The sequence below is a fragment of the Tepidibacillus sp. HK-1 genome, assembly GCF_001748485.2.
GTDB lineage: Bacteria > Bacillota > Bacilli > Tepidibacillales > Tepidibacillaceae > Tepidibacillus_B > Tepidibacillus_B infernus.
On sequence record NZ_BDGM02000007.1, the window covers coordinates 115,727 to 129,868 of the forward strand.

Genomic DNA, 14,142 nt, shown 5'->3' on the forward strand with positions numbered 1-14,142 from the left:
GTAAATTAGGGGGTGGGTTTTATGGAAAAACGTGTTGTTTTTAACGAAGATTTGTGCAAGGGTTGTAGTTTGTGTGTCTCAGTATGTCCAAAAGATATTATTTTCTTAGCTGATCATTTAAACGGGAAAGGGTATCGCCCAGCAACTGTAGTAGACCAAGAAGCATGTATTAGTTGTGTAGCATGTGGGCGGATTTGTCCTGATGGTGTCATCACCGTTTATCGTCCAGAAAGAAAAAAGACAGCATCCTAAATGATCAGTTAAAGGGGGAAAAAACATGGGGAAAGTGTTAATGAAAGGGAATGAAGTGATCGCAGAAGCAGCAGTGCATGCAAATTGTAAATATTTCTTTGGATATCCAATTACACCTCAAAGTGAACTTGTTGCATATATGGCAAAACGATTGCCAGAAGTAGGTGGATTATTTTTACAAGCAGAAAGTGAAGTTGCAGCGATCAATATGGTGTATGGTGCTGCAAGTGCTGGAGTTAGAGTGATGACTTCCTCATCAAGTCCTGGGGTAAGTCTAAAGCAAGAAGGAATTTCTTATTTGGTTGGTTCAGAACTACCTGCGGTCATTGTGAATGTCATGCGTGGTGGACCTGGGTTAGGAAGCATTCAGCCTTCTCAATCTGACTATTTTCAAGCTACAAAAGGAGGCGGTCATGGCGACTATCGTATCCCTGTTTTAGCACCGGCAACATTACAAGAAATCGTTGATTTAATGCAAGATGCCTTTGACATTGCAGATCGTTACCGTACGCCTGTTATTCTGATGGGAGATGGAATGTTAGGGCAAATGATGGAACCGGTTGAATTTATAGAAAGACAGCCAGTGGAGCTACCGGCAAAAGATTGGGCTACAACTGGCACACGTGGGGATGGGGGACCGAAAATCGTCAACTCTCTTCGTCTTGATCCAGAGGAATTAGAAAAGCATAATCAACATCTTCAATTGAAATATTCAGAGATCAAAGAGAAAGAAGTTAGGTTTGAAAAATATTTAACTGATGATGCAGAGCATATTGTTGTTGCCTATGGTACCGTTTCAAGGATTGCAAAAAATGCGATTCAAAAGGCTAGAAATAAAGGAGTTAAGGTAGGAATGATTCGTCCTATTTCCTTATGGCCATTCCCTGAACAACCTTTTATAGAGACAAGAGAAAAAGTAAAATCTTATTTAACGGTAGAGATGAGTGCAGGGCAGATGGTAGAAGATGTTCGCCTAGCAGTCAATGGATATCGACCTGTTCATTTCTACGGAAGAACAGGTGGAATGGTACCAACTCAAGACGAAATCTTCCAAAAGATCATTGAAATAGCTGGGGGTGAGCAATAATGGAATTAATTTTTGAAAAAACAAAAGGTTTAACAGATAAACCAACCCATTATTGTCCAGGTTGTACTCATGGGGTGATTCATCGACTCGTTGGTGAAGTACTTGAAGAAATGGAGATCTTAGAAGATTCTGTAGGTGTGGCCTCTGTTGGCTGTTCTGTTCTTTCTTATGAGTACTTTAACTGCGACATGACTCAAGCAGCTCATGGTCGTGCTCCAGCAGTTGCTACAGGATTGAAACGAGTTTTGCCAAAAGATCGTATTGTCTTTACCTATCAGGGCGATGGTGACCTTGCTTCAATCGGTATGGCGGAGATCGTTCATGCTGCAGCACGGGGAGAAAATATTACCGTCATTTTTGTGAATAATGCGATCTATGGTATGACTGGTGGACAGATGGCACCCACCTCATTGGTTGGTCAAAAAACAGCCACTTCACCATTTGGAAGAGATGTAAGTTTACAAGGTGCTCCTATTCGTGTTTCCGAATTATTGGCCACTTTGGATGGCGCAGCCTATATTGAACGAGTTTCTACCCATGATGTTCCACATATCATAAAAGCAAAAAAAGCTATTCGTAAAGCATTTGAAACACAGAAAAAAGGACTAGGCTTTTCCATGGTTGAAGTTCTATCAACTTGCCCAACAAACTGGGGGTTAGATCCAGAAGAATCTTTAAATTGGGTAAAAGAACAAATGGTACCTGTATACCCTCTTGGGATTTATAAAAATATTGAGGGAGGGAAATAAGATGTTACACGAAATCATTATCGCTGGATTTGGTGGGCAAGGTGTGATGTCGATGGGGCAACTTTTGGCTTATGCCGGAATGATTGAAAATAAGCATGTTTCCTGGTTACCTTCCTATGGACCTGAGCAACGAGGTGGTACAGCGAATGTTTCAGTCATTATTAGTGATGAGCCTGTTGGTTCTCCAGTTATTTCCCACCCAACAACAGCAATTGTTCTAAACAAACCGTCTTTTGATAAATTTGAACCGCTTGTGATCCCAGGTGGGGTCTTAATTGTAAACAGCTCGTTAATCGATGTTAAATCAACTAGACAAGATATAACGATCATCGAAGTATCTGCATCGGAATTAGCCAATGAAATGGGAGAACCTAAGGTTGCTAACTCTATTATTTTAGGGGCCTTTTTAGAAATTTCAAAAGCTGTAAGTCCTGAGTCGGTCATTGAATCTCTAAAAAAGGTTCTTCCCGAAAGAAGACACAATTTAATTCCAGTGAATCAATTAGCTCTAGAAAAAGGAGCACAAATCGTAAATAACTAAATCATCATCTTTGAATGCTTTTTGGATTACTTTAGCTACTAGTCTATCATTTTGTAGGCTAGTAGTTTTTTTATAAAAATTAAATTTTGTTTACACTTTTTGCTTGTGTACTTTTAAGAGCTTTTATAAAATGATACTGAATCTAAATAAAATATATAAATAAAGAATTTAAAGGGCAAATGGGAAGGAAGATGAAAGAAATGTCAGAGCAAAAACAATTTGATGTAGTATTCTTGGGAGCAGGTCCTGGCGGATATGTTGCAGCGATTCGTGCCGCACAGTTAGGTTTAAATGTCGCTGTTGTGGAAAAAGATAAAGTAGGGGGGACCTGTTTACATCGGGGCTGTATACCAAGTAAATCCTTTTTACGTAGTGCGGAAATCTATCGAAATGCAAAAGAGGGAGAAGAATTTGGTGTTGTAGTAGAGCATGTTACACTTAACTTTGAACAAGTGCAAGCAAGAAAACGTAAAGTAGTAGAGCAACTAACAAAAGGAATCGAGCATCTTTTCAAGAAAAATAATGTTACTTTAGTAGAAGGGTTTGGCCGTATTATGGGACCTTCGATCTTTTCACCACTAAGTGGAACAATTTCGGTAGAAAAAGCCAATGGGGAAAACGAATTGCTAGCAACAAAACATGTCATTATCGCTACTGGCTCTCGTCCGAGAACATTACCTGGTTTACATATTGATGGAAAGTTTATTATGACGAGTGATGAGGCATTAGAGATGACAGAACTTCCAAAATCGATGATTATCATTGGTGGCGGAGTCATTGGTATGGAATGGGCATCCCTTTTAACTGATTTTGGCGTAGAAGTGACGGTAGTTGAGTTTTTACCACGTATTTTACCTCTTGAAGATGGCGAAATTAGTAAAGATATGACTCGTGTCATGAAAAAGCGTAAGGTCAAAATCCATACAGATACAAGGGTTTTACCTGAAACAGTAAAAATTGTTGATGGACATGTAGAATTAGAGGCTCAAAAGGGAGATAAGACGATCCAACTTTCAGCTGACAAAGTACTTGTTTCTGTTGGACGACAAGCAAATGTTGAAGGAATTGGACTAGAAAATACTGAAATAAAAGTTGAAAGAGGAGTTATTCAAGTAAATGAATATTTCCAAACTGCGGAATCACATATTTACGCAATTGGTGATGTTATTGGTGGTTTACAGCTAGCTCATGTTGCATCACATGAGGGGATTATAGCTGTTGAACATATAGCGGGCAAGAATCCTAAACCATTAGATTATTTGGCTGTTTCCAAATGTACCTTTACCTCTCCTGAAGTTGCTAGTGTAGGGATGACAGAGGAAGAGGCGATAGAAAAAGGTTATGAAGTAAAAGTGGGTAAATTCCAATTTAGAGGAATTGGGAAAGCATTAGTTCATGGAGAAGTAGATGGTTTCGTAAAATTAGTTGCAGATAAAAATACAGGGGATCTTCTAGGGGTTCATATGATTGGGCCACATGTAACAGACATGATCTCTGAAGCAGGGTTAGCAAAAGTATTAGATGCAACTCCATGGGAGATTGCACATACCATTCATCCACATCCAACCTTATCTGAAGCTGTAATGGAAGCTGCTCTAGATGTTGATGGCAAAGCGATTCATGCCTAGAACATAATAAAGGGGCTGTTTGATTTGATTCAACCAAACTCCCATCAGCACTTGGGATTAAGTCAACAAAATGTTCTAGATATGTATTATTACATGCTTTTAACCAGAAAAATTGATGAAAGAATGTGGCTATTAAATCGGGCTGGGAAAATTCCTTTCGTCATTTCATGTCAGGGACAAGAGGCGGCGCAGGTGGGGGCTGCGTTCGCCTTAAACAAACAAAAGGATTATACTTTACCTTACTACCGGGATATGGGTGTTGTCCTAGTGCTAGGTATGACCGCAAAGGATTTGATGTTGTCTGCATTTGCCAAAGCAGAAGATCCGAATAGTGGTGGTCGTCAAATGCCTGGACATTTTAGTAGCAAACCACTCAATATCGTGACTGGATCTAGTCCAGTTACTACTCAATTGCCACATGCTGTTGGTATCGCCTTAGCAGCTAAAATGAATCAAGAAGAATTGGTATCGTTTACAACGCTAGGCGAAGGTTCAACAAATCAGGGTGATTTTCATGAAGCCCTCAACTTTGCTGGAGTTCATCAATTACCCGTTATTTTCATGGTTGAAAATAATAAATATGCAATAAGTGTACCTCTAAAAAAACAGATCCCAACTGAGAATATTGCTGTTCGGGGAGCTGGTTATGGCATGCCAGGTTTCATTGTAGATGGCAATAATCCTTTAGAGGTTTATCAAGTGGTTCATGAAGCTAGACAGAGAGCTATTCGGGGGGAAGGACCAACACTGATTGAAGCTGTAACATATCGCCTTGTTCCACATTCTAGTGATGACGATGATCGAAGCTATCGTTCAAGAGAAGAAGTGGAAGAGGCGAAAAAAAATGATCCGATTCTACTATTTCAACAGTATTTATATGATTCGGGTTTGTTAAACGATCAGTTACATCAAGAAATCATGGAACGTGTCAACAAAGAGGTCAATGAGGCGACGGATTGTGCCGAGAAAGCTGCATATCCAGATCCAGAGACTATTCTTTTACACGTTTATGAAGAGTAGGGGGTTGGATCCTGATGGCTATGTTAACCTATATAGAAGCAGTAACTCAAGCATTACGTGAAGAAATGAAGAGAGATCAAAAAGTTTTTGTTTTAGGTGAAGATGTAGGAGTACGTGGTGGTGTATTTCGTGCAACAAATGGATTATATGAGGAATTTGGGGAACAACGGGTATTAGATACACCTTTGGCTGAGTCAGCAATCGTTGGTGTGGCTATTGGGGCTGCATTGTATGGAATGAGACCTGTTGCAGAAATTCAATTTGCTGATTTTATCTTTCCTGCGGCAAACCAAATTATTAGTGAAGCGGCAAAAATCCGGTACCGTTCCAATAATGACTGGCATGTTCCTTTAGTGATCCGTGCCCCCTATGGAGGAGGAGTTCATGGGGCCTTATACCACTCACAAAGTGTTGAGGCAGTATTTAGTAATGTACCTGGTCTAAAAATAGTCGCTCCATCTACACCATATGATGTCAAAGGACTTTTAAAATCCGCTATTCGAGATAACGACCCTGTACTATTCTTTGAGCATAAACGTTTATATCGTCTGATTAAAGGAGAAGTACCTGAAGAAGATTATACTTTGCCAATTGGGAAAGCAGAACTGAAGCGAGAAGGTCATGATGTCACAGTCATTACCTATGGTTTAATGGTTCAATATGCTCTTCAAGCTGCTGAAAGTCTTGAGAAAGAAGGTATCAGCATTCATCTACTAGACTTACGTACTCTTCAACCATTAGATAAAGAAGCAATCATTGAAGCGACAAAACGGACAGGAAAAGTATTAATTATTCATGAAGATAACAAGACTGGTGGAATTGGTGGAGAAGTTTCGGCGATCATTGCTGAAGAAGCTTTATTTGAACTTGATGCACCAATAAAACGTCTGACTGGAATTGATATTCCTGCCATGCCGTATAGTCCACCTTTAGAAAAAGCATTTATGCTGACCCCAGAAAAGATTGCAAAATCAATCAAAGAATTAGCTGAATTTTAAAGGAGGTGGAATAGATGGCAACTAAAGTATTAATGCCTCAGTTAGGCGAAAGTGTCACAGAAGGAACGATCACTAAATGGCTAAAAAAGGTTGGCGAGCAAGTTGCTCTTTATGAGCCTTTATGCGAGGTAGAAACAGATAAAGTTAATGCAGAAGTTCCAGCGACTGTAGCTGGTATAGTGACCGAAATCGCCGTTGAAGAAGGAACAACTATTGCGGTTGGCCATTTAATTTGCTATATCCAAGAAGATGAAGCTATTTCACCTGAATCAATAGATGGTATTGAACAAACTTTAGAAAACCCTGTTCAATCCGAAATAGTCCAGTCTAAAGCCCAGCCAAATGAAAATCAAGGGATAAAACATGCAGGAAAAATTCGCTATTCTCCAGCAGTGATGAGGCTTGCACAAGAAAACAATATTGACTTTACCAGAATAAAAGGAACAGGTTTGGAAGGACGTATTACTAGAAAAGATGTCCTACAATATATTGAAAATAACAATAAGCAGGAAGTATTAAATGATTCACCATCAATGATTGAGTCAGCTGAGTTAACAACTGGATCAAATGTTGATTTTACTTCTCCTATTATACAAACAACTCCTATTTCAAACGGAATTGATCATGGAGATCAAGTAATGAAGGTTAACACTGTAAGGAGAACCATTGCGAAACGAATGGTGCAAAGTAAACATGAGGCTCCTCACGCTTGGTTAACTGTAGAAGCTGATGTAACGGAACTAGTAAATTACCGAAATAGCATCAAGAAAGAACTTATACAAAAAGAAGGATTCAACCTTACCTTTCTACCATTTTTTATTAAAGCGGTCGTTGAATCGATCAAAGAATATCCCATTTTAAATTCAGTATGGGATGAAGATCAAATTATTTTAAAGAAAAATATTAATATCTCGATTGCAGTGGCTACAGAGGATGCTTTATTTGTTCCAGTTATCCATGATGCCGATCAAAAAAGTATTTATGGGCTGGCTAAGCAAATTGATCAATTAGTTAAAAAGACCAAAGCTGGAAAATTAACGATGGATGATATGCAAGGTGGAACCTTTACAGTGAATAATACTGGAGCGATAGGATCTGTTTTATCAGCACCGATAATTAATCATCCCCAAGCAGGGATTATTACGATGGAATCTATTATAAAAAGGCCAGTAGTGATTGAGGATATGCTTGCAATTCGTTCTATGGTAAATCTTTGTATGTCGTTCGATCATCGAATTATAGATGGGTTCATTGCAGGTCGCTTCATTCAGAGTGTAAAATCAAAGCTAGAATCATTAGGGAAAAATAAGGTTTCCATTTATTAGTAGGATTGGTTATATGCAAAAGGATAGCAATTTGTCTGCTATCCTTTTTGTTGTGTTTTAAGCTTTACTTAAATTTTCACTAACTGGTGATTTTTCCTCAACAGATAAAGATTGAGCACTACCTCGTGGAATGATAAACCATGCTGTGATAAGTGCCAAGAAGGAGAGGACAAAGGCTGTCCACATCGTGTTATGAATTGAATTTGCTAAGAAAGTAGCCATCCGATCTAAGATATCTGGAGGAATCAAAGCGGCTTGGTCTCCTTCAAAAACACCTTGAGATTGTTCAATTTGCTGTAGTAATTTTGTAGGTAGCTTACCCTGATTTTGTAGAATAAAGAATTCTACTTGTGGCTTCATATTCATCGTTAAAACAGATCCGAGAATGGTCACACCAAGCGTTGCACCAATACTTCTTGCAAACATTTGGCTTGATGTTGCTAGTCCACGCTGTTCAAAAGTAACAGCACTCTGGACGGCAACAGCAAATGTAGTCATCGCTAATCCAAGTCCACCACCTAAGATGAACATCGAAACAAGAACATAAACATAAGATGTATTGACACCTACTTGTGCAAGCATGAAACCAGAAATTGTCATTAAAGAGGCGCCAAACAAAATCGGTAATCGATAACCATTCTTAAGAATCAGGCGACTTGCAACAATGGAGAAAAGACTCCAACCAATCACTTGGGGAGTGATACTAAGTCCAGCTTGTGTAGCACTTGTTCCGAGAACACCTTGAACATATAACGGAACGAACTGGATAGAGCCAAACATTCCAATCCCCATTAAGAAAGCTGTGAGATTGCTTGAACCAATGATTTTAATCTTAAAAAGGGATAATGGAATAAAAGGTTCTTCTGCTTTTTGTTCCACATAGATAAATAGAACAAGTAAGATAAGTGATAACCCAAAGAATGAATCCGTGATGATATGAAACCAACCGTAACGGCTAACAAGCAATGTACCATAAAGGAACATTACAATACTTGTGGATAGCAAGGTTACGCCAAGAATATCAATTTTATGGGTATGTTTAGTCGTCTTCTGTTTGGGGAGAAAAATCGCAACCAACGTAATGACCAAGATCCCAACTGGGAGGTTTAGATAAAAGAGCCATCTCCAGGAGAAATGATCCACAATAAACCCACCAATAAAAGGACCGATAATTGCTGATAGTCCCCATACGCTTGAAAACAATCCTTGAACCTTTGCTCTCTGTTCTAGTGGGAACATGTCCCCAGCAATTGTCAATGCAAGGGGGAGAACACCACCAGCGCCTAATCCTTGGATTCCTCTAAATAAAACCAATTGAACCATTGTATTTGCTTGTCCACTTAATGCGGAACCTAGCACAAACAATGTCACCGCAATAATAAACATCACCTTACGCCCATACATATCTGCCAATTTACCATAAATCGGCACAGTTGTTGTATTGGTCAACATAAAGGCTGAAAATACCCAGCTATATAATGAAAAACCACCTAAAGCACCAACAATCGTCGGCATTGCTGCATTGACAATGGTGGCCTCCATTGCTGCAAGGAACATGCCAATCATGATTGCAAATGTTAGAATCTTACGCTGATAAGAAGACATAGATAACCTCCATTTCTAAAAGTAAAAATACAATATATTATTATGTGCTTTTTCTGGCTAAACATCAATAATCAAAGGTTTTTAAAACAGCATATCCCATCGTAATAAATTTTATAGATAAAAAAGAAGATTTCCCAAGTAACTGGAAAATCTTTAAACCGACTATGACTCATTAACATATCGTATATGTTTGATGACTTCAAGAAATGTTGGGAGTACTTTATCTACATTACTTTGGAAGTATCGGAACTTAACAATCGTTCCTTGGTTCTTATCGTGTTGATAAAAAAAGAAATCGTTCCTGACCCCATTCTCATTAATTGTTGAAAATAGATATTCATCGAATATCATGAGATTTTTATCTTTTGTGAGAGGTGATCTAACTAATTCCTCTATAGCAAATTCTTCGGCTATTTCTCTATTGACTATGTTAGAATCAATGGGACGTATAGAAATAAATTCAGCAATACTAAACCCAAATTCATTACCATCTTCAAACATATTTTCTTTTAGTATTTTCGGAACATATAAACCATATGAAGTAAATTTAACTTTTTTAAATTCGGCAGGTTCTATTTTTCCCTCAATGGTGATATTAATACTTTTTTCTCCATTGTATGCCGCATAATCAAATAGTTTTTGTTTCATCATTTCATTTTCTGTGTTTTTTTCTTCTATTTTTACTTTCTTTGTTTCTTCTATTGATTCTTTAGGTTTTTGATTTATCTCTTTTTGTTCAAAACTACCATTTTGACAACCAACTAAAAAAATGAAAAATAGAATAAATACTAACTTTTTCACATAAATACCTCCTCTAGAATAATTTACATGTAAAGAAGACCAAGTGTAAAGTGGATCTGGTCTTCTTTCGTTTTGATTATTAAATTAATTATATGTTTCTACGTGAAAATGATCATCGTGAACACCACTAGTATCCACTACAATTTTTGAACTACTTACTCCATGATTTGTTTTGAAAATGACTTTTTGTACATTTGAATGTGCTACGGCAACTTCAAGAAACGTCTTTTCCTCAGTGGTTGTCATTGGCGCATTTCGAATATCAATGATTTTTCCGTTCATATGAGTTTGGTGTTCGGGTGTATCAGCCCCCCTAACCATACTCTTTGTTCTGTCTACTATATAAAGGGGGTTGGAAATTAAAAATAACAACCATGGATTGAAAAAAATAAAAAAATCTGATTCAGAAGTTTCCAAATCAGATTTAAATTATAATAAAGTAGGTCTTATTTGTGTGCAAATGTCTTTACATAATTCTATGGTGAAACGTTTATCAACGTTTACCAAAGGTATGATAATTGCTAATTAAAGTTAAATATATAGAAGGATTTTATTTATTTTATAAGAATACATGAATATACTGGTAAAAGAGGTGATCTTAAATAATGAGAAATTTTATTGTTAAAGGTTTATTAGGATTTTTATGGAGTGCTTTGTTAAGTATCATCACAATGCTAGTCATATGGATTATTTTCAAAGATAAGAAGGACATTGGAACAATTGCCATGTACTTTTTTTATACTTCCTTTATTTATTTGGCTATTGGAATAGCAAATACAATAGGAACCTATAGAGCAAGAGGGGATTTTAATTACCAACAAGCTAGAACGATTTCGAGCCAATCAGGCCTTGAACGGTCAAGAGAAGATATATTAGCAATAAGTAAATTCTATCGTTTATCTTCCATAATGTATACTGTTGGCTTAATTTTATTTTTAACTAGTTATTTTATCCTATCTGGGTATGAACCAAACTTGTCAAAACTAAAACCACCATTGCCAACAGTTACGGTTAATGAAAGGGAAATACCTGTGACACTAAGAGATTATTCAGTTCGCCAATATGGGATGGAATATCGTAATGTAGAACTTTCAACAGAAGAGATAGCTAAAAGTATAATTCCAACGAAAGTTGATCCTCATTCCAAATTAGTTGTTAAATTCAATGAAGAACCAAAGCGGATTTTTATAGGTCAATTAAATCAACCTTTTGGATTAGATAGAATGGTTGAAAATATGGTGTTTCTTCCAAAAGAAGAAGGAAAATTTATTTACGAACTCCATGTAGAATGGGACAAAAAGAATGCCAATTATGTTCTTGTTGTTCAAATAGATAGTAGTAAATAATAGGACTTGGAAAGGATCCAAGCCCTTGAAAAATTAACCAGCTGCACGACAATTTCCATCAGATGTACAGAATTGGTAGCCCGGTAAGGTTGAACTATCTGTGTAATAAATCAAATTTGAATCAACTTCAAATAGATAGAGACTACTAATGTTACCGTAACCTTTAATAGCCCCTTCAGTACAATAGTCTGTGATTGCTCCTCCAAAATGAGGCCAGCCTCCACAAATAAATCGTTCTCCACAATCACATTGGTACCAACCTACTAAAGAATCGATTTCTTGACCAGTATCAGCATCAACCACAGAACAGTCTCCTCTTGACAACATTTTGTGATTTCCATAGATAGGACATGGTGCAATAGCCATTTTAGATCATCCTTTCCCTTTTTATTTTCCAACAGAAGGAGTATAAAGAGTAATGGTTCACCCCTAACCATACTCTTTGTTCTGTCTATTATATAAAGGGGGTTGGAAATTAAAAATAACAACCATGGATTGAAAAAAATAAAAAAATCTGATTCAGAAGTTTCCAAATCAGATTTAAATTATAATAAAGTAGGTCTTATCTGTGTGCAAATGTCTTTACATAATTCTACGGTGAAATTCTTCAAAGTCGGGCACCTCATCTAACTTATATTTTTTTGCTGTTAAAAAAATCTTCAAAAATAGTTCTTGTCGAAGATCTTCTCTATCGTTATAATTGGCTTGGTTTAATAAACGATTGACTTTTGGCTCTAATTGATGAATAAATTTGATTAAAGACGAATCGTTTCCATCTTGGACTTCTCTTATCAATTGATATAACTCGCTCAAACTATTCACCTACCCGATGTATATTCCCGGATAGCTTGTCCCAGTTGATCGATACTTTGTCTTAAGGTATCAATTTTCTTTTCAAACCGTATTAACAAATAAATAGCGATTACGATAGGGAAGCCAACATTGCCAATAGCATTATACCATTCGCTTGCTTCGTTCATGTTCTCACCCCCATGGCTTTTCTAATCTTTTCTAATGCAGTCTTTCTTGTTTTGGAAACAGCTTGTTGGGATACATTTAGCACCATTGCAATCTCGACATCTTTTAGCAATTTGACAAAGGAGAGGTAAAGGATTTTTTGTTGATGATTCGTAAGCTGTTTAAAAGCTTGATATAGCTGATCGTCGGATAAATAGGAATCCAACGAATCTAACCCATCTATACCTTCTAAACGAATAGTTTCTGTATCTGCAATCGTATCAAGTAATGTGGTTTCACGATCATTACCGATAGGTTGTTCAAGGATCAATGCTTCCCTTTTATGGTGTTGGGACCGTTTTTTACTAAATGTGATGGCTTCGAAATATAGAATCTGATTAAGATAAGCCTTAAAACGATATTCGAAATAAAATTCTTTAAACAATTGATTCAGCGATTCTGTATAGTATTTGTCGTTGAAGAGAGATAAAACAAAAACATTCAGATGAATTTCTTCTTCAAGAAAACGTGAAAAGAGATGATTTTGGTTGAATTCTGGATTTTTTATTAGATAATAGTCTAGTTTTTGTTTTAAAAAGGGAAAACGATTTAACTTGAAAAACTTCTTTTTCATGTTAATTTCTTTCGCTTCTAAGTATTCATGGTAAATCTTAATTCCAATCGCTTCGATATCAGATGCAATGAATATGGGATTGTTATTGTCCGAAGGGATAGGTTGAATTTGATTAAAATACACTAACTCTTCAATGTCTACAAAATCTTTTATTGGTAATTCTGGATGGGAAAAATATCCTTTAATTGTATAAAAATCCTTTTTCATATTCATTTCACCTCCAATATAAGGGAAAATATCCTTTTATTTATTTCTATCATAGATGTTTATATATATTAAAGAGTCATTAGAATGAAAAAAAAACAACCATTCGTCTAACAAATTTGAAAAAACAATTCTATTTTACATTGTCAGAGGAAGTAGGGAAAAATATTTATGGGAATACAAAAAATGGAATATTATAAGATTGTTGTTGGATACTAGCAAATCTTAGATTTTGGAAAATATTTATCAGAATGATAAGGATTCAAAGGTGAACAGAATCTCAAAATTAACAAACTGGACATAAATAAAGATGTCCAGTTAGCTAACATAGTTGGGTATAATTTTCCGATAAAAACTTCAGTCCAATTTTGAATATTGAAATGAAGTTTCTAAACGATCAAAATTATTTATTAACTTAAACTAGTAAATCCACCGCGGCTAGTGGTATTTGATCCATTTTTGTCAACTGGGGAGGAAAATACTCCTAAATAATTTGAAATATCTGTTTCGTACTGATATATTTCAGAACCAGTGTAATAATTTCCACTACTCCATGCAATGGTTTGCCATTCTTTTGTAACCCCCCACCTATTATGCATATATTCTACAACACTTTTACTTCCATAAATTCCGGTAGACCACTTATAACCGTTCATATTATAAAATTCATTCATTGCATCTGATATCCCATGAAAATAGTTGTCTACATTAGTTAGATAATTATTCATATCAGTATCAACAGCAAAATAAATGTTCCGTCCATCTTAAATTATCCTTTCCTTTTTTATAATTGAACAGATGGAATGTCCATTATGACGTAATCAACGATAAATTAATAGCAACTGTTGGTGCACAGATTTCACCAATTGTATGAGTAAAATTATTGTGGGAGGAAAAACAACCTTATAAGGCAGATAATGGAATCTGCTTGAATAAGAAGAATATTAAGCAGAAAGATGTAAGCAAAAAAATATGGAAAAGAGGGTCTCTCCTTG

The 14,142-nt window shown here is 36.3% G+C and carries 18 protein-coding genes; 10 read left to right on the forward strand and 8 right to left on the reverse strand.

Features of this window, described 5'->3' with window-relative positions; all coding sequences use genetic code 11:
* Window positions 1-21 precede the first annotated feature (21 nt).
* The 8 genes from BEN26_RS05415 (at window position 22) to BEN26_RS05450 (ending at window position 7,600) form a co-directional block, all read left to right on the forward strand.
* Window positions 22-252 carry a 4Fe-4S dicluster domain-containing protein gene (locus BEN26_RS05415; RefSeq protein WP_069797554.1) on the forward strand — a complete coding sequence of 77 codons (231 nt, stop codon included), beginning with the start codon at window positions 22-24 and terminating at the stop codon, window positions 250-252.
* 25 nt (window positions 253-277) lie between these two features.
* Window positions 278-1,339: a 3-methyl-2-oxobutanoate dehydrogenase subunit VorB gene (locus BEN26_RS05420; RefSeq protein WP_069797552.1), complete on the forward strand. Its 1,062-nt coding sequence runs from the start codon at window positions 278-280 to the stop codon at window positions 1,337-1,339.
* Window positions 1,339-2,088, forward strand: coding sequence for a thiamine pyrophosphate-dependent enzyme (locus BEN26_RS05425; protein WP_068723671.1), 750 nt, complete (start codon window positions 1,339-1,341; stop codon window positions 2,086-2,088). The genes BEN26_RS05420 and BEN26_RS05425 overlap by 1 nt, the downstream gene beginning before the upstream one ends.
* A gap of 1 nt (window position 2,089) precedes the next feature.
* Window positions 2,090-2,629 carry a 2-oxoacid:ferredoxin oxidoreductase subunit gamma family protein gene (locus tag BEN26_RS05430; protein WP_069797550.1) on the forward strand — a complete coding sequence of 180 codons (540 nt, stop codon included), beginning with the start codon at window positions 2,090-2,092 and terminating at the stop codon, window positions 2,627-2,629.
* A 200-nt stretch (window positions 2,630-2,829) separates the two neighbouring features.
* Window positions 2,830-4,257 (forward strand): dihydrolipoyl dehydrogenase, encoded by a 1,428-nt coding sequence (gene lpdA / locus BEN26_RS05435; protein WP_069797546.1) that lies wholly within the window; start codon window positions 2,830-2,832, stop codon window positions 4,255-4,257.
* A 27-nt stretch (window positions 4,258-4,284) separates the two neighbouring features.
* Window positions 4,285-5,277, forward strand: a complete 993-nt coding sequence (locus BEN26_RS05440; RefSeq protein WP_181482210.1) for a thiamine pyrophosphate-dependent dehydrogenase E1 component subunit alpha — start codon at window positions 4,285-4,287, stop codon at window positions 5,275-5,277.
* A gap of 14 nt (window positions 5,278-5,291) precedes the next feature.
* Complete coding sequence (locus BEN26_RS05445) at window positions 5,292-6,275, forward strand: alpha-ketoacid dehydrogenase subunit beta (RefSeq protein ID WP_068723678.1); 984 nt, start codon at window positions 5,292-5,294, stop codon at window positions 6,273-6,275.
* Between the two features lie 14 nt (window positions 6,276-6,289).
* Complete coding sequence (locus tag BEN26_RS05450; RefSeq protein ID WP_069797544.1) at window positions 6,290-7,600, forward strand: dihydrolipoamide acetyltransferase family protein; 1,311 nt, start codon at window positions 6,290-6,292, stop codon at window positions 7,598-7,600.
* Between the two features lie 57 nt (window positions 7,601-7,657).
* Here BEN26_RS05450 and BEN26_RS05455 read toward each other — a convergent pair whose 3' ends face one another.
* From BEN26_RS05455 to BEN26_RS05465, 3 genes are all read right to left on the reverse strand, one after another.
* Window positions 7,658-9,205 (reverse strand): MDR family MFS transporter, encoded by a 1,548-nt coding sequence (locus BEN26_RS05455; RefSeq protein ID WP_069797542.1) that lies wholly within the window; start codon window positions 9,203-9,205, stop codon window positions 7,658-7,660.
* Window positions 9,206-9,367: 162 nt separating this feature from the next.
* Entirely contained in the window at window positions 9,368-10,006 is a 639-nt protein-coding gene (locus tag BEN26_RS05460; RefSeq protein ID WP_069797540.1) for a hypothetical protein, read from the reverse strand.
* An 84-nt stretch (window positions 10,007-10,090) separates the two neighbouring features.
* Window positions 10,091-10,327 (reverse strand): hypothetical protein, encoded by a 237-nt coding sequence (locus BEN26_RS05465; protein WP_181482207.1) that lies wholly within the window; start codon window positions 10,325-10,327, stop codon window positions 10,091-10,093.
* Window positions 10,328-10,358: 31 nt separating this feature from the next.
* Here BEN26_RS05465 and BEN26_RS05470 point away from each other — a divergent pair, with 31 nt between their 5' ends.
* Both BEN26_RS05470 and BEN26_RS05475 read left to right on the forward strand, forming a co-directional pair.
* Window positions 10,359-10,535, forward strand: a complete 177-nt coding sequence (locus BEN26_RS05470; protein ID WP_181482208.1) for a hypothetical protein — start codon at window positions 10,359-10,361, stop codon at window positions 10,533-10,535.
* 76 nt (window positions 10,536-10,611) lie between these two features.
* Window positions 10,612-11,352 carry a hypothetical protein gene (locus BEN26_RS05475; RefSeq protein WP_069797537.1) on the forward strand — a complete coding sequence of 247 codons (741 nt, stop codon included), beginning with the start codon at window positions 10,612-10,614 and terminating at the stop codon, window positions 11,350-11,352.
* Between the two features lie 33 nt (window positions 11,353-11,385).
* On the opposite strand, the gene BEN26_RS05480 is transcribed toward BEN26_RS05475, so the two are convergent.
* From BEN26_RS05480 to BEN26_RS05500, 5 genes are all read right to left on the reverse strand, one after another.
* A complete protein-coding gene (locus BEN26_RS05480; protein WP_068723693.1) occupies window positions 11,386-11,718 on the reverse strand; it encodes a hypothetical protein in 333 nt (110 codons plus the stop codon).
* A 216-nt stretch (window positions 11,719-11,934) separates the two neighbouring features.
* On the reverse strand, window positions 11,935-12,165 hold the full coding sequence (locus BEN26_RS05485; RefSeq protein ID WP_068723695.1) for a hypothetical protein: 231 nt from the start codon (window positions 12,163-12,165) through the stop codon (window positions 11,935-11,937).
* A gap of 5 nt (window positions 12,166-12,170) precedes the next feature.
* Entirely contained in the window at window positions 12,171-12,332 is a 162-nt protein-coding gene (locus tag BEN26_RS05490) for a YvrJ family protein (protein WP_082732368.1), read from the reverse strand.
* Complete coding sequence (locus tag BEN26_RS05495; protein WP_069797535.1) at window positions 12,329-13,150, reverse strand: sigma-70 family RNA polymerase sigma factor; 822 nt, start codon at window positions 13,148-13,150, stop codon at window positions 12,329-12,331. The genes BEN26_RS05490 and BEN26_RS05495 overlap by 4 nt, the downstream gene beginning before the upstream one ends.
* Window positions 13,151-13,557: 407 nt before the next feature.
* Window positions 13,558-13,899 carry a glycoside hydrolase domain-containing protein gene (locus BEN26_RS05500; protein ID WP_255421861.1) on the reverse strand — a complete coding sequence of 114 codons (342 nt, stop codon included), beginning with the start codon at window positions 13,897-13,899 and terminating at the stop codon, window positions 13,558-13,560.
* Window positions 13,900-14,142 lie beyond the last annotated feature (243 nt).

What these genes read in the sequence shown, in the direction of transcription:
- lpdA (WP_069797546.1), top strand. Translation starts at nt 2,830, where the DNA reads ATGTCAGAGCAAAAACAATTTGATGTAGTATTCTTGGGAGCAGGTCCT.
- BEN26_RS05455 (WP_069797542.1), bottom strand. Translation starts at nt 9,205, where the DNA reads ATGTCTTCTTATCAGCGTAAGATTCTAACATTTGCAATCATGATTGGC.
- BEN26_RS05420 (WP_069797552.1), top strand. Translation starts at nt 278, where the DNA reads ATGGGGAAAGTGTTAATGAAAGGGAATGAAGTGATCGCAGAAGCAGCA.
- BEN26_RS05425 (WP_068723671.1), top strand. Translation starts at nt 1,339, where the DNA reads ATGGAATTAATTTTTGAAAAAACAAAAGGTTTAACAGATAAACCAACC.
- BEN26_RS05480 (WP_068723693.1), bottom strand. Translation starts at nt 11,718, where the DNA reads ATGGCTATTGCACCATGTCCTATCTATGGAAATCACAAAATGTTGTCA.
- BEN26_RS05450 (WP_069797544.1), top strand. Translation starts at nt 6,290, where the DNA reads ATGGCAACTAAAGTATTAATGCCTCAGTTAGGCGAAAGTGTCACAGAA.
- BEN26_RS05465 (WP_181482207.1), bottom strand. Translation starts at nt 10,327, where the DNA reads ATGGTTAGGGGGGCTGATACACCCGAACACCAAACTCATATGAACGGA.
- BEN26_RS05490 (WP_082732368.1), bottom strand. Translation starts at nt 12,332, where the DNA reads ATGAACGAAGCAAGCGAATGGTATAATGCTATTGGCAATGTTGGCTTC.
- BEN26_RS05495 (WP_069797535.1), bottom strand. Translation starts at nt 13,150, where the DNA reads ATGAAAAAGGATTTTTATACAATTAAAGGATATTTTTCCCATCCAGAA.
- BEN26_RS05415 (WP_069797554.1), top strand. Translation starts at nt 22, where the DNA reads ATGGAAAAACGTGTTGTTTTTAACGAAGATTTGTGCAAGGGTTGTAGT.
- BEN26_RS05475 (WP_069797537.1), top strand. Translation starts at nt 10,612, where the DNA reads ATGAGAAATTTTATTGTTAAAGGTTTATTAGGATTTTTATGGAGTGCT.
- BEN26_RS05430 (WP_069797550.1), top strand. Translation starts at nt 2,090, where the DNA reads ATGTTACACGAAATCATTATCGCTGGATTTGGTGGGCAAGGTGTGATG.
- BEN26_RS05445 (WP_068723678.1), top strand. Translation starts at nt 5,292, where the DNA reads ATGGCTATGTTAACCTATATAGAAGCAGTAACTCAAGCATTACGTGAA.